The sequence below is a fragment of the Pseudomonas sp. p50(2008) genome (assembly GCF_015351605.1).
Lineage (GTDB): Bacteria > Pseudomonadota > Gammaproteobacteria > Pseudomonadales > Pseudomonadaceae > Aquipseudomonas.
Map to the genome: position 1 here is coordinate 134,087 of NZ_JACMYF010000010.1, position 14,607 is coordinate 148,693.

General features: G+C 60.3%; 10 protein-coding genes. All 10 read left to right on the plus strand.

What is annotated here, in order from left to right:
- Positions 1 to 212 precede the first annotated feature (212 nt).
- The 10 genes from H7698_RS25930 (at position 213) to H7698_RS25975 (ending at position 14,573) form a co-directional block, all read left to right on the plus strand.
- Entirely contained in the window at positions 213 to 1,928 is a 1,716-nt protein-coding gene (locus tag H7698_RS25930) for an ATP-binding cassette domain-containing protein (protein ID WP_194693238.1), read from the plus strand.
- Positions 1,929 to 2,098: 170 nt separating this feature from the next.
- The gene (locus tag H7698_RS25935; protein WP_003218556.1) at positions 2,099 to 3,058 is read left to right on the plus strand and encodes an AAA family ATPase; all 960 of its coding nucleotides are present in this window, start codon (positions 2,099 to 2,101) and stop codon (positions 3,056 to 3,058) included.
- 5 nt (positions 3,059 to 3,063) lie between these two features.
- Positions 3,064 to 4,008: a DUF58 domain-containing protein gene (locus tag H7698_RS25940; RefSeq protein ID WP_162436745.1), complete on the plus strand. Its 945-nt coding sequence runs from the start codon at positions 3,064 to 3,066 to the stop codon at positions 4,006 to 4,008.
- A complete protein-coding gene (locus H7698_RS25945) occupies positions 4,005 to 4,499 on the plus strand; it encodes a DUF4381 domain-containing protein (RefSeq protein ID WP_162436746.1) in 495 nt (164 codons plus the stop codon). The genes H7698_RS25940 and H7698_RS25945 overlap by 4 nt, the downstream gene beginning before the upstream one ends.
- Positions 4,492 to 5,571 (plus strand): vWA domain-containing protein, encoded by a 1,080-nt coding sequence (locus H7698_RS25950; protein WP_194693239.1) that lies wholly within the window; start codon positions 4,492 to 4,494, stop codon positions 5,569 to 5,571. The genes H7698_RS25945 and H7698_RS25950 overlap by 8 nt, the downstream gene beginning before the upstream one ends.
- Positions 5,568 to 7,307 carry a tetratricopeptide repeat protein gene (locus tag H7698_RS25955; protein WP_194693240.1) on the plus strand — a complete coding sequence of 580 codons (1,740 nt, stop codon included), beginning with the start codon at positions 5,568 to 5,570 and terminating at the stop codon, positions 7,305 to 7,307. The genes H7698_RS25950 and H7698_RS25955 overlap by 4 nt, the downstream gene beginning before the upstream one ends.
- The gene (locus tag H7698_RS25960) at positions 7,304 to 8,953 is read left to right on the plus strand and encodes a BatD family protein (protein WP_194693241.1); all 1,650 of its coding nucleotides are present in this window, start codon (positions 7,304 to 7,306) and stop codon (positions 8,951 to 8,953) included. The genes H7698_RS25955 and H7698_RS25960 overlap by 4 nt, the downstream gene beginning before the upstream one ends.
- A gap of 144 nt (positions 8,954 to 9,097) precedes the next feature.
- Positions 9,098 to 10,342, plus strand: a complete 1,245-nt coding sequence (locus H7698_RS25965) for an exonuclease SbcCD subunit D C-terminal domain-containing protein (RefSeq protein WP_194693242.1) — start codon at positions 9,098 to 9,100, stop codon at positions 10,340 to 10,342.
- The gene (locus tag H7698_RS25970) at positions 10,339 to 13,980 is read left to right on the plus strand and encodes an AAA family ATPase (RefSeq protein WP_194693243.1); all 3,642 of its coding nucleotides are present in this window, start codon (positions 10,339 to 10,341) and stop codon (positions 13,978 to 13,980) included. Before H7698_RS25965 ends, H7698_RS25970 begins: the two co-directional genes overlap by 4 nt.
- The gene (locus H7698_RS25975) at positions 13,977 to 14,573 is read left to right on the plus strand and encodes a glutathione S-transferase (RefSeq protein ID WP_194693244.1); all 597 of its coding nucleotides are present in this window, start codon (positions 13,977 to 13,979) and stop codon (positions 14,571 to 14,573) included. The genes H7698_RS25970 and H7698_RS25975 overlap by 4 nt, the downstream gene beginning before the upstream one ends.
- Positions 14,574 to 14,607 lie beyond the last annotated feature (34 nt).

Sequence of the window (14,607 nt, forward strand, 5' to 3'; positions counted from 1 at the left end):
GCAAATAAAAACCCTAGACGCAGAGCTACTGAAAACCAACAAACAAATTTTTCGTAGAACTGTGACGCGCTTTTCCGACAAAAGCATAGTTTCCCAAACCTATATCCCTGGACTTGAACGATTCAACATTATCAGAAATGGGCTGCTCGTTGCACCGCAACATATCCTGCGGGGTAATTAACTTAACGCACGTAAAATAATGGACAGCCGCCATGCACCCCATGCTCACTCTAATTAAATCCGCCTGCCAAAAACATACTGCATTACTTGTTTCGACCATTACCACACTAATAATACTAAAACTGATAGTTCTCGCCCCTCCCCTGCTACTAGGAAAAATAGTTGATGCTCTCTACAGCGGCATCGGTGCAACCCACTACACGTTACTAGCGTTCACCGCAGGCCTTGTTCTCGCTGGCTTCATCCACGCCATCGTTAGTCCTTTGCAAACGTTTTTTCTTTCAAGGCTGGTCCAAAACATTGTACTGAACGCCTCTATCAAGTGGTTGGCAGAATTGATGCGCAAAGAGTTTGTGCAATTTAGTTCGTGGCGAATTGGTCTATTCATAAAATCAGTGGAGCGAGGAATAACGGCTCACGAACAATTACTCACCTTCTTCGTCACCACTGGCGTTCCAATTTTCATCGAGTTCCTGATCGTTGGCAGTGCATTCTTATATATGGGAGGCACAGAAGTATTCCTCGCCATGACCGGACTCGGTATCGTTTATCTAGTATTCACCCACAAAATTATCAGATGGCGCAGAAAACATATTGATGCGGTTAATGAGCAAGAAGATGAACTCAGCGCTCTTTTGTTCAACACCCTTGGCGCTGGCAAAGCTATAAAACTTGAAAATGCAGAATCTATGGCAATGCAACCATTGAACCGGGCCTTTGAGCGCTATTCGCAGGCAGCGGTGACGGCTACGACCTCGAGTGGACTTTTGAGCGCAGCCAGAATTCTGTTCATCAGCCTCTCAACGGGCGGATTGCTGGCATGGGGCGTTGTCGATCAATTGTCGGGGCAGCCCAGCATCAGCGTCGGGGAACTGGTTGCCATTTTTTCGATTGCAGGCAGTTTTTTGCTCAATGTGGCTGCATTGACGGAAGGTTATAGGGTTCTGGATCAGTTCCTTGCAGACCAGCGTCGACTTCATGAATTGTTGACGCTACCCGATTTTGATCATTGTGAACGACTGATGAATGTCACGTTCAAGGAGGCTTCATCACTGCAGCTGCATCCGTGCGCGGTGACTGAAGGTGCTGAGGTTCGGTTGTCCATCAGGAAAACACTGTCATTCAAACAAACTCAGTCTGTAGCAATTACCGGCCCCAGTGGTGCGGGAAAATCCACCTTGCTGGAAGCGCTCGCCGGGCTGGATAGTTCGATTAGAAATCAGCTAACCATTGACGGAGTACCGATTTCCACTCTGAACCCGAAAACCCATCTGAATGCATTGAGATACTGCCCTCAGCAGCCCCGGTTTTTGGAGGGAACATTCAGGGAGTCAGTTTTGTTCGGAACGGAAGCATCACCCAATCTGATGCAAGCGATATCACGACTGTGCATTGAGGAAATCGCGTCCCATCGCAACATTAGCGAAAACGCCTCCAACATTTCCGGCGGCGAAGCCAAACGCCTGTCATTGCTGCGCTTGATCAACAAGCCAGGGCAATTCAATCTGTTCGACGAGCCAAGCGCTTCGATTGAACCGCAACTGGCCAACGTCGTATGGGACCTCCTATTCGATACGTTTGATCAGCGCGGTCTGATTTGTGTAACCCATGATGTCTCAAGCCTAGACCGTTTTGATCGAGTCATCGTGATGCAGAATGGAGTGATCGTTGGGGACGGGGCCTGGTGTGAACTCGTCCAGCGATCAGCGATCAAGCACCTGCTCAGCGACCTTCAAACGGAGAAGTAACACGGGCGCGGTTTTGTTGATTTTCCAGCGCAGACGCGGGACAGAGCTCAAATCCCCGCATTTCAAGCAAAAAGCCGTTAGTCGCCACCCCCCGCCATGCATTAAAGTAACGCCCCCAGCCCTGGCGTTATCAGAACGTCTTCGGTCACCCTTTCCAGGAACAGTCATCGATGGAACATCGTGAAGCGCTGCTCGCGCTGCGAACCTTTCTTTCAACGCAGATTCTCGGCCAGGAAAAACTCATTGAGCGCTTGCTCATCGCCCTGCTTGCAGACGGCCATATGTTGGTCGAGGGCGCCCCTGGCCTGGCCAAGACCAAGGCCATCAAAGAACTCGCCGAAGGCATCGAAGCACAATTCCACCGCATTCAATTCACGCCTGACCTGTTGCCGGCCGACATCACCGGCACGGAAATCTATCGTCCGGAAACCGGCAGTTTCGTGTTTCAGCAAGGGCCGATCTTCCACAACCTGGTGCTGGCGGACGAAATCAACCGTGCGCCGGCCAAGGTTCAGTCGGCGCTGCTGGAAGCCATGGCCGAGCGCCAGGTCAGTGTCGGGCGCAGCACGTATGAACTGTCGCCGCTGTTTCTGGTGATGGCGACGCAGAACCCCATCGAGCAGGAAGGCACCTACCCACTGCCCGAAGCCCAGCTCGACCGTTTCCTGATGCACGTGAAAATCGGTTTCCCGGACGCGGCCGTTGAGCGCCGTATCCTGCAACAGGCGCGTGGTGAAGCCCTCAATGGCGAAACCAAGCCCGAGCGCCGCGTCAGCCAGCAAGCCATCTTCGCCGCGCGCAAGGAAATCCTTGGCTTGTACATGGCGGATGCCGTGGAGGAATACCTGGTGCAACTGGTCATGGCCACCCGCACCCCGGCCAAGTTCGATCCGGAAATGGCCGAGTGGATCGCTTACGGCGCCAGCCCGCGCGGTTCGATTGCCCTGGACCGCTGTGCCCGGGCCCATGCCTGGCTGGCCGGTCGCGACTTCGTCAGCCCTGAAGACATTCAGGCAGTGCTGTTCGACGTGTTGCGCCACCGCATCATTCTCTCTTTTGAAGCTGAAGCCGCCGGCATCGACCAGGACCGGGTGGTCCAGCGGATTCTCGACGTCGTAGCCGTCGCTTGACCCCGATGAACGCCCTCCTGCCGCCCGAGCCGGGCATCCGTGTCAGTCTTGCCGAACTGATCGAGATGCGCCACCGCGTGCGTGAAGTGCAGCTGTTTTCCACGCCGAGCCAGCGCAGCCCGTTGATCGGCCTGCACCACTCCAAGCTGCGCGGTCGTGGCGTGGATTTCGATCAGGTGCGGGTTTATCAAGCCGGCGACGATGTGCGCACCATCGACTGGCGAGTCACCGCCCGCACCCAGGAGCCGCACACCAAGCTGTTCCACGAAGAACGCGAGCGCCCGATTTTCATCATGGTCGAACAGAGCCGCCGGCTGTTTTTCGGTTCCGGCCTGATGTTCAAATCGGTACTGGCCGCCCAAGCGGCGAGCCTGATTGGCTGGGCTGCCCTCGGACACAATGATCGAGTGGGTGGACTGGTGTTCGGCGACAACGAGCATTACGAGATCAAGCCGCGGCGCAGCAAACAGAGCCTGCTGCAATTGCTCAACCGTCTGGTGCGCGTGAATCAGTCCCTGCACACCGAAGGCGAAACCAACCGCGATGCGCTGAACCTGGCCCTGCGCCGTGCCCGTGAAGTGCTGCGTCCCGGCAGCCTGGTCATCGTCATCTGCGACGAACGCGCATTGACCGAGGGTTCCGAGCAGCAGTTGAGCCTGCTGTCACGGCATTGCGACCTGTTACTGCTGCCGTTGTCGGACCCGCTCGATCACGCCCTCCCCGCTGCCGGCTTGCTGCGTTTCGCCGAACGCGGCGCGCAACTGGAGCTCGACACGCTGAATTTCGACCTGCGCCAGAGCTACCGGGCCCAGGCTGAAGCGCGCATTGCTCGCTGGGAACTGCTGGCGCAGAAGCTGCGGGTATTGCTCATGCCGCTGAGCACCCAGAGCGAGATGGTCGAGCAACTGCGCGAGTACCTCAACCCGCAGAAACCGGGGAAAGGTCGATGAGCAGCCTCGATCAACTGCAACCGCTGATCACACCGCCCCCGATCAGCTTCTGGCCACCGGCACCGGGCTGGTGGCTGTTGTTGCTCCTGATACCCCTGATGGGTTTCGGCCTGTGGCAATTGCGCCGTTTGATTCCAGACAAGCGTCCGATCGTTCGCGCCGAACAACCGCTGGACCCGGTGCGCCTCGCCGCCCTGGCTGAACTGGCGCTGATGCCCAAACCGTATGACGGCGCGCCTGCCGGTGCCTGGTTGCAACAGCTCAATGGCTTGCTCAAACGCCTGTGCCGCAACCATTACCCCTACAGCCAGAGTCACACCCTCAATGGGCGTAAATGGCTGGCCTTTCTCGACAACCGCTGCCCCGCCGCCGGGCTGACGCGCTGGATGGTGCTGGTGGAAGGCGCCTACAAACCCGAATGCAAACTCGACGACAAGGCCATCGCCGGCCTCACTCAAGCCGTCGACACCTGGATTCGCAAGCATGTTTGAGTTCGCCTGGCCGTGGATCTTTGCCCTGCTGCCGCTGCCGTGGTTGATGCGGGTCGTGCTGCCCGTTGCTGACAGTGGCGAGCCGGCACTCAAAGTCAGCTTTCTCAGCGACCTCGAAGGCCTGGCGCGACGCCGTGCCCGGGCCAATCTACCGGCCTGGCGCCAGCAAGCACCGTTCATTTTGTTGTGGCTGTTGCTGCTGATCGCCACGGCGCGCCCGCAATGGCTTGGGGAGCCGCTGCCAATTGCCGCCAGTGGCCGGGATCTGCTGGTAGCCGTGGACGTGTCCGGCTCCATGGATTTCCCCGACATGCGCTGGAAGGACGAGGACGTCAGCCGTCTATCCCTGGTCCAGCACTTGTTGGGTGACTTTCTTGAAGGTCGCGAAGGCGACCGCGTCGGCCTGATCCTGTTCGGCAGTCAGGCCTACCTGCAAGCGCCCCTGACGTTTGACCGCCGCACGGTGCGGGTGTGGCTCGACGAAGCGCGAATCGGTATTGCCGGCAAGAACACGGCCATTGGCGATGCGATCGGCCTGGCCCTTAAACGCCTGCGCCTGCGCCCGGCCCAGAGCCGCGTGCTGATCCTGGTCACCGACGGTGCCAACAATGGCGGAGAAATCGACCCGTTGACAGCGGCACGCCTGGCGGCCAACGAAGGGGTAAAAATCTACCCGATCGGCATTGGCGCGGACCCGGAGGAAAGCGGCACCTTGGGCTTCCTCGGGGTCAACCCGAGCCTGGACCTCGACGAGCCCGCCTTGAAGGCCATCGCCGAGGTCACCGGAGGACAATACTTCCGCGCCCACGATGGCAAAGAACTGCAAGCGATCAAGGACACCCTCGACACACTGGAACCGGTGACACAACAACCGACCCAGGCACGTCCCGCGCAATCGCTCTACCACTGGCCGCTGGCCCTGGCTTTACTATTGAGCATGCTGCTGGTGGCCCGTGAGCGCTGGCCGAACAATCCGCTGCAGCGACTGTTTACCAAGGATCTGTTTTTGCAAACGCAACTCCCTGACTGGCGCCAGCGCCTGAAACGACTGCGTCTGCGGAGACGCCGATGAGCGCGCTCTGGCCTTTCTGGTTCCGCCCGGCGTGGCTGCTGCTGTTGCCGCTGCTCGGCTGGCTGCTGTGGCAACTCTGGCACCGGCAAAAGCGTGCCGGGCGTTGGCAGATGATTCTGCCACCCGCCTTCCACGCGGCGTTGCTCAGCGGCGGTAATGGACGCGACAGCAAACTGCCGTGGGTCGCCCTGGGCGTGGCGTGGATGCTGACACTGCTGGCGCTGCTGGGGCCAAGCTGGGAGCGTGTCGAACAAACCAGCCAGAAACCGGCCGACCCGATGGTGGTGCTGCTGGAATTGACCCCGGAAATGCTCGCCACCGACGTGACGCCAAACCGCCTCGAACAAGCGCGGCGCAAGGTGTTCGACCTGCTGCAACACCGCAGCGATGCGCAGACCGCAATTGTCGTTTACGCCGGCAGTGCGCACACACTGGTGCCGCTGTCGGACGACCTGGCCACCAGCCGCAACCTGCTGGATGCGCTCAAGCCTTCATTGATGCCCGAGCCTGGTCATCGCGCCGATCTGGCGGTGATCAAGGCCCTCGCGCTGCTGAACCAAGGCTCGCTGGGTGACGGGCGAATCCTGTTGATCGGCGCTTCGCTGACCGAACAGGAACGTCAAGGCATTCGGCAGGCACTGAATGGCAAGTCCACGCAGTTCCTGATGCTCGGCATTGGTACCGCCGACGGTTCGCCGATCACCCAGGAGGACGGTAGTTTCCTCAAGGACGAACAGGGCGCGATTCTGGTGCCGCGTCTGGACGAGCCGAGCCTGAAAGCCTTCGCCGATGCCGTGGATGGACACTATCGTCACGCCCGTCTGGACGATGCAGACCTGCGTGCCCTCGGCTTGTTCGATGGGCCTCGGATGCTGCGTGACGACGGCCAGACCTTGCGCCTGGACACCTGGGCCGATCAGGGTTACTGGCTGCTGTTACCGCTCCTTTTTCTGGCGGCCTGTGCTGGACGGCGCGGCTGGTTGTTCTGCCTGCCGCTACTGTTCCTGATGCCCCAACCGAGCTACGCCTTCGACTTCGAGGACCTGTGGTTGCGCCCCGATCAGCAAGGCCTGCACCTGCTCAAGCAAAAACGACCGGCTGACGCGGCGCAGCATTTTGAAGACCCACAATGGCAAGGTGTGGCGCTTTACGAAGCCGGCGACTACAGTGGCGCCGCCCAGCGGTTTGCCCAAGGCAGCGACGCTCACGCCCACTACAATCGTGGCAACGCCTTGGCAAAAAGTGGTGAGTTGGAAGCCGCGCTGGATGCCTATGACCAGGCACTGGAGCGACAACCGGATTTGCGCCCGGCCTTGACCAACAAGGCGCTGGTGGAAAGTCTGCTCAAGCAGAAAAACACGCCACCGCCCGAGGAACCGGAAAAAAAGCCGGATGAGCCAGCTCAGCCCGCGGAGCAGGAACCACCGCCCGGCGCGGCCACTCAACCAGCGACCGAAGGCGATTCCAAAACCGAGGCACAGCAGGCCACGTCAGAGGCAGAAGAACCGTCCACGACGCCGCCGAAACCCGGCGCCAATGAAATCCCGGGCAGCGAACTGGGGGACGAACAACACACCACGCCACCGTTGCGTCCCGCCAGCGACACGATCGATGGTGAGCAGCGTCAGGCACTTGAGCAATGGCTGCGCAAAATTCCGGATGACCCGGGTGAATTGCTCAGACGCAAATTCTGGTACGAACAGCAACAACATCAGGATCAGGGAAAAACTCGATGACCCGCTTCACCGTCTTCATGCTTGCACTGTTGCCCGCCCTGCTGATCGGCACCGTTCAGGTCCAGGCTGCGGAACTGGTGGCCAGTGTTGACCGCAGTCGCCTGAACACCGGCGAAACGGTGGAACTGACACTGGAATCCAGCGATGTGACGCAGTTTGGCAAGCCTGACCTGACACCACTGGAACCTGCCTTCGAAGTCCGTGGCACCCGCCAGGTCAACCAGTTGACCACGTTGAACGATGGTAATCAGGCCACCACTCGCTGGATCATCACCCTGCTGCCTCGCCAAAACGGCAGCGTGGAGATTCCGCCGCTGCAACTGGGCGATGTACAGAGCCAGCCGCTCACCGTGCAAGTGCTCGAAAGCGAAAACCAGGACAGCCCGAAGAAGCTGAGCCCGGTCTTCCTCGAAGCCAGCCTCGATCAACCCAGCGTGTACGTCCAGGCCCAGGCGATCCTGACCCTGCGTATCTACCACTCGGTGTCGCTCTACGACGACAGCAGCCTGACGCCCTTGCAGATTCCCGATGCGCGAATCGAAGCCCTGGGCGATTCGCGAACCTACGAGAAAGACATCAATGGGTTGCGCCACGGTGTGATCGAAATGCGCTACGCGATCTACCCGCAACACAGCGGCGAATTGACCATCCCGGCGCAGGTTTTCAGCGCCACGCTGGTTGACGCACAACCCGCGCAAGAGGCAGATGGCCAGGCACCGAAATCCGGCAAGATGATGCGCGTCGCTTCCGCCGAGATCATGCTCAACGTCAAGGCCAAACCTGCGAGCTACCCGACCGATGCAGCCTGGCTGCCGGCGCGCCGTATCAGCCTGAGTGAAAACTGGAACCCGGACCCGGAGCATGCCCAGGTGGGCGACTCCCTGACCCGCAGCCTGACCTTGAAAGTCGAAGGCCTGGCCAGTTCGCAACTGCCGCCGCTACCGGCCACCGACGTCAATGGTTTGCGTCGCTATCCGGATCAGGCGGTGCTCGGTAACGAAAATACCGAGCGTGGCCTGGTCGGCAGCCGTGAGGAGCGCGAAGCCCTGGTGCCAACCCGTAGCGGTGAAATCGAGTTGCCGGCGGTGGACGTGATCTGGTGGAACACCTTCGAAGACCATCTGGAACACACCAGCCTGCCGGCGCAGACACTTCAGGTAGCGAACAATCCAAGCCTGGTGGTCGATACCCCCGCCAGCACCCCACAAGTCATGGCCGGCGACAGCGAAACCCTCTGGTGGTGGAAACTCAGCACGCTGATCCTCGCCTGCACCACCCTGCTCGGCTTTGGCCTGTGGTGGCGTGCCCGCTGGCAACCCGCCATCCTGCGCGCTGCGCAAACCGGCCCCAGCCCGCGCACCGTACTTGACGACCTCAAGCGCGCCTGCCAGGCCAACGACTCTCACGCCACTCGCCAGGCACTCGATGCCTGGGCCCGGCAACAACCGGAAACCCTGGCCGATATGGCCGCGCGCTTCGTGCCGTTGTCCGATGCCCTCGACGGGTTGAATGGCGCGCTGTATAGCGAGACCGGGCAGCACTGGCAAGGTGACGATTTGTGGCGGGCGATTCGGGCGATCCCCATTGCGGAACGGGTTCACGATCCCGTGGGTGACAGTGGATTGCCGCCGCTGTATCCGAAATAGGCCTGCTGCGTCCTGATGTGGCGGCTGTCGTGGCTGAAAGCCGGGGTGCCCGACCACATCCCATCCGTTTGCCAGTAAACTCTCTGCCTTTTCGCCGCTTCCATTTTCCTCGCGGCCATTACCTTATTTCCTACGGAGTTTGCCTTGCGTCTGTTTCACACCTCCGACTGGCACCTTGGGCAGAACCTGCACGGCCAGGATCGCGACTTCGAACACGGCTGCTTTCTCGAGTGGCTACTGCGCCAGCTGAAGCTCGAACAGCCTGATGTGCTGTTGATTGCCGGCGATATCTTCGACACGGTCAACCCGCCGGTCAAAGCCCAGGAACGCCTGTACGACTTCATCGTCAGCGCCCATGAGCAACAACCGAAGCTGACCATCGTCATGATCGCCGGCAACCACGACTCCGGCTCGCGCATCGAATTGCCCGCACCGTTGATGCGTCGTCTGCGCACTCACGCGCTGGGTCGGGTGCTGTGGCTGGATGACGGGCAACTTGACGCCGAACGCCTGCTGCTGCCGCTGCCGAACGCGAAAGGAAAGGTCGTGGCCTGGTGCCTCGCGCTGCCATTCCTGCGGCCTGCCGAAGTGACCGGGGCCCACTTGGGCGACAACTATTTACGCGGTATCGGCCAGGTGCATGAATGGCTGATCGAGGCGGCGAATGCCAAGCGCAAGCCCGGTCAGGCACTGATCGCGATCAGTCATGCGCACATGGCTGGCGGGTCGGTTTCCGAAGACTCGGAACGCAGCCTGATCATTGGCAATGCCGAAGCGCTGCCCGCCAGCCTGTTCGGCCCCAGCATCAGCTATGTCGCCCTCGGCCATTTGCACAAGCCGCAGAAGGTCAACGGCGAAGATCGCATCCGCTACAGCGGCTCGCCGATTCCCTTGTCGTTTTCCGAAATCGGCTATCAGCATCAGATTCTCGACGTCGTGTTCGAGGGTGAAACGCTGGTGAGCGTCGAACCGAAACTCATCCCACGCGCGGTCAACCTGCAACGCATCGGCCCTGCCCCCTTGGCGGACATCCTGCTGCAACTGGCTGACCTGCCGAACATCGACCTGCTGGCCGACATCCAGCGCCAGCCCTGGCTGGAAGTGCGAGTACGCCTTGATGAGCCGCAGCCCGACCTACGCTATCAAGTCGAAACCGCGCTGCAAGGCAAAGCCGTGCGACTGGTGCGTATCGCTGCGGAATACGCGGGCAGCGGCAGCCGCGACGGCCTTGAGGATGGCGCCACGTTGATCGAACTGGATCAGCTCACGCCTCAGGAACTGTTCAGCCGCGCCTGGCAGGACAATTACGGCAGCGAGGTCGATGAGCAAACGCTGAAAGACTTTGCCGAGCTGTTGCAGGACGTGCAGATGGAGAGCGAACAGCCATGAAGATCCTCGCGATCCGCCTGAAAAACCTGGCCTCCCTGGCCGGTCCGTTTGAAATTGACTTCACCGCCGAACCCCTGGCGAGCGCCGGTTTGTTTGCGATTACCGGGCCAACAGGCGCGGGAAAAAGCACCTTGCTGGACGCCTTGTGCCTGGCGTTGTTTGGCGCCGTGCCTCGACTGAGCAATGCCCAGATGTCCGCCAAAGCGCCAGACGCTGACGGCGAAATCAGCACCGGCGACCCGCGCACACTGTTGCGTCGCGGCACCGGTGAAGGCTATGCCGAAGTGGATTTCGTGGGCATCGATGGCCGTCGCTACCGCGCTCGGTGGGAAGCCAACCGCGCGCGGGAGAAAGCCGGTGGCAAGCTGCAAGCCAGCCGCCAGAGCTTGCGCGATATCGATCAGGACCAACTGCTGGCCAGTCAGAAAGTCGACTTCAAAACCCAGCTCGAAGCCGTTCTCGGCCTGAACTTCGAGCAGTTCACCCGGGCCGTTTTGCTCGCCCAAAGCGAGTTCAGCGCGTTCCTCAAGGCCAACGATAACGAGCGCAGCGAACTGCTGGAAAAGCTCACTGACACGGCGCTCTACACCCGTCTCGGTCGCCGCGCGTTCGACAAGAGCAAAGAAGCACGCGAAGCCCACAAGCTGCTGCAGGACCAGGCCACCGGCGTCACGCCGCTGCCACCTGAAGCAAGAGCCGAACTCGATGAGCGCTTCAACGAGGCTCAGCAGCAACTCAAACTCCAGCAGGCGCAACTCAAGCAACTGGAGTTGCAACACGCGTGGCTCAAAGAACTACGGCTGGTGCAAGACGCGCAGCAAAGTGCCGCCGAGCAATTGCACAGCGCGCAGCAACAGTGGGAAAGCCTGGCAGGCGAGCGCCTGATGCTCACGCGCCTGGAACAACTGGCCCCGCAACGGCACCAGTTCGCCCGCAAATCCGAACTCACCACGCAGCTCACCCCGCTGATTGCGCAGATCCGCCAGCACCTGCAACAGCAGACGGAACTGACCGCGCGCCAGGGGCAACTCGAACAGACCTTGAGCGCCGCGCAAACCGCACGCGCCGAAGCGCAAAACCAACATGCCAGCAACGCGCCGCTACTGCGCCAGGCCTTCGAGGAGCAGAGTGCCCTCGCCCGGTTGATTAAAGACGCGAGCCTCGGCGCCGATCTCAAGCAACAGGTGGACCAAGCCTGTGCACAAGGCCAGAGCACGATTCAAGGTTTGGTCGAGCAACAAGAGCGGGTGGCCGCTCGCCTGCAACGCATTGCCGCACAACTTGAACAAAGCGTCCATCTGGCCCCGTTGAGCGATGCCTGGAACGCTTACCGGGATCGCCTGCAGCAGCTGATGTTGATCGGCAATCGCTTGAACAAGGGGCAGGCTGAACTGGCTGCCCTGGAGCAAAGCGCGGTCCGTGCAGCGGATGAATTCGCCACGCAAAAGCAGAGCCTGGAAGTGCTTTACAAAGAAGCCGGTGCCGAGCCCGAAGCCGTGGCCGAACAGATCCAGTTGCTGGGCAATCTGCTGCAGGACAACCGCAAGCAACTGCGTGCCTTTGAAGAGCTGACACGCCTGTGGGCCAGTCAGCAGGATCTGGATAAACGCGGTACCGACCTTCAGCAGCGCCAGTCTGTCGTGCAGCAAGAGCGGGATCGGCTGACCCAGGACGGGGTAAAAACCAAACACGAATTGGTCATCGCCGAACAGACTCTGACCGTCACCCGCGAGCTGCTGGAGCGTCAGCGGCTGGCCCGCAGTGCCAGTGTTGAAGAACTGCGCGAACAGCTGCAGGACGACCAGCCCTGTCCGGTCTGTGGCAGCCCGGATCATCCCTATCATCAGCCTGAAGCACTGCTGCAGAGTCTGGGTCGGCATGATGAAAGCGAGCAGGCCAACGCCCAGAAAGCCGTCGACCTGCTCAAGGAAAAGCTCACGGATTTGCGTGCGGAAGTGGGCGGCCTGATTGCTCAGCAAAAAGAACTGCTGCAGCAGCAGGAACACCTTGAGACTCAGCGTCAGAGCCTGGCGCCGGCCCTCGAAGCGCACTCGCTGTCGACACAGTTGCTGGCTAGAGACGCCAATCAGCGCGACACCTGGCTGGCACAGCAAAACACCCAATTGAATCAGAGCATCTCCCAGGATGAGCAACGGCAAACCGCCCTGCTCACCCTGCAGCAGGACGCCGCGCGTCTGGCGCAGCAGTTGCGCACTGCCGAAACGGCGAGCCTGCAAGCCGCTCAACACCTGAGTAACCAGCAGCGCGAACTCAGCAGTGATCGCCAGCGCCTGGATGAAGAACTGACAGCCTTCAGTACGCTGCTACCCGCTGAAACGCTGGAGGCCTTGCGCAATGAACCAGCCGCAACGTTCATGCAATTGGACCAGCAGATCGCGCAGCGCCTGGAACAGCTCGATCAGCAACGGGATGAAATCAGCGACCAGCAGCAACGCCAGCAAGTGCTGGAGAAAGAACAGGATCGCCAGCTCACCCGCCTTCAGCAGCAGGAAACCGCGCTGGCGCAGTTCAATGCCCTCGCTGAACAGCAGCAGGCTTGCCAGCAGAAACTGACGCAGTTACTGGGCGATCGCACCAGCGCCGAACAGTGGCAGCAGCAACTCGATCTTGCCGTCGAACAGGCACGCAACGCCGAAACGACGGCCCATCAGGAACTGCAAACCGTGCGCACGCAGCTGGTCCAATTGGCCGCAGAGCTCAAGGCCCACCAGGAACGCCTCTCGGCCCTGGAAACCGAGGACCGCGAACTGGGCAGCAAGATTGCCGATTGGCGAGCGCTGCATCCGGAGCTCGACGACGGCGGACTGGAGACGTTGCTAAGCGTCGACGATCAGCACGTCAGTGAGTTGCGGCAACGGTTGCAGCAAAGCGAAAAAGCCATTGAGCAAGCCAAGGTGTTGCTGCTGGAGCGGGATCAGCGTCTGCTGAATCATCAGGCGCAGCACAACGGCAATCTCGACGCCGAACAGTTGGCCAGTGCGCTGGCGGACCTGCAAACCCAGTTCACCGCCAGCGAGCATCGATGTGCGGAGTTGCGCGCAGAACAGGCCGAAGACCAGCGTCGGCAAAACGCCAATCAGGCACTGGCCCAACAGATTGACGCGGCCTACGCCGAGTTCCAGCGCTGGGCGCGGTTGAGTGCCTTGATCGGCTCGGCCACGGGCGACACCTTCCGCAAGATTGCCCAGGCCTACAACCTCGATTTGCTGGTGCACCACGCCAACGTGCAGTTGCGCCAATTGGTCCGACGCTATCGCCTGAAACGCGGCGGCAGCATGCTCGGTTTGCTGGTGATGGATACCGAGATGGGCGACGAATTGCGCTCGGTGCATTCACTGTCCGGTGGCGAGACGTTCCTGGTGTCGCTGGCCCTGGCCTTGGGGCTGGCATCGATGGCGTCGAGCACGTTGAAGATCGAGTCGTTGTTCATCGACGAAGGCTTCGGCAGCCTTGACCCCGAATCCCTGCAACTGGCCATGGACGCCCTCGATGGCTTGCAGGCCCAGGGTCGCAAGGTCGCGGTGATTTCTCACGTCCAGGAAATGCATGAACGGATTCCCGTACAGATCCAGGTCCACCGCCAGGGCAATGGCCTGAGTACGCTGGAGGTGAAATGAATACGCTGTATTCCTTCCGCCGCTGCCCTTACGCCATGCGCGCACGAATGGCCCTGCGTTACTCGGGGGTTGCCGTGGACATTGTCGAAGTGAGCCTGAGGGCCAAACCGGCCGAGATGCTCGCGTTGTCGAGCAAAGGCACGGTGCCGGTCCTCAACGCTGATGGCCAGGTGATCGATGAAAGCCTGTCGATCATGCGCTGGGCGCTGGCGCAGAACGATCCGCAGGATTGGCTGCTCAAGGATGATTCGGCGGGCCAGGCGCAGATCGACACGTTGATTGAAGAGAATGATCAGGTGTTCAAGGTGCACCTCAATCGCTACAAGTACGCCGAGCGCTATCCTGAGCAGCCGATGGAGGTGTATCGCGCCGAAGGCGAGGTGTTCCTGCGCAAGCTCGATGCGTTGCTGGCAGGACGGGATTACTTGCTGGCCGGGCACCCTAGCCTGGCGGACGTGGCACTGATGCCGTTCGTGCGGCAGTTCGCCCATGTGGATCGCGAGTGGTTTGCGCAGACGTCTTATGCGCGATTGCAGATGTGGTTGCAGCGGTTTCTGGAGTCGGCGTTGTTTACTGGTGTGATGCAAAAGTAGGTACGCCGAATTACATGTAGCAGCTGGCGAAGCC

Excerpts from the sequence above, each read along its gene's own strand:
- H7698_RS25940 (WP_162436745.1), top strand. The coding sequence starts at position 3,064 with ATGAACGCCCTCCTGCCGCCCGAGCCGGGCATCCGTGTCAGTCTTGCC.
- H7698_RS25930 (WP_194693238.1), top strand. The coding sequence starts at position 213 with ATGCACCCCATGCTCACTCTAATTAAATCCGCCTGCCAAAAACATACT.
- H7698_RS25950 (WP_194693239.1), top strand. The coding sequence starts at position 4,492 with ATGTTTGAGTTCGCCTGGCCGTGGATCTTTGCCCTGCTGCCGCTGCCG.
- H7698_RS25975 (WP_194693244.1), top strand. The coding sequence starts at position 13,977 with ATGAATACGCTGTATTCCTTCCGCCGCTGCCCTTACGCCATGCGCGCA.
- H7698_RS25970 (WP_194693243.1), top strand. The coding sequence starts at position 10,339 with ATGAAGATCCTCGCGATCCGCCTGAAAAACCTGGCCTCCCTGGCCGGT.
- H7698_RS25945 (WP_162436746.1), top strand. The coding sequence starts at position 4,005 with ATGAGCAGCCTCGATCAACTGCAACCGCTGATCACACCGCCCCCGATC.
- H7698_RS25955 (WP_194693240.1), top strand. The coding sequence starts at position 5,568 with ATGAGCGCGCTCTGGCCTTTCTGGTTCCGCCCGGCGTGGCTGCTGCTG.
- H7698_RS25935 (WP_003218556.1), top strand. The coding sequence starts at position 2,099 with ATGGAACATCGTGAAGCGCTGCTCGCGCTGCGAACCTTTCTTTCAACG.
- H7698_RS25960 (WP_194693241.1), top strand. The coding sequence starts at position 7,304 with ATGACCCGCTTCACCGTCTTCATGCTTGCACTGTTGCCCGCCCTGCTG.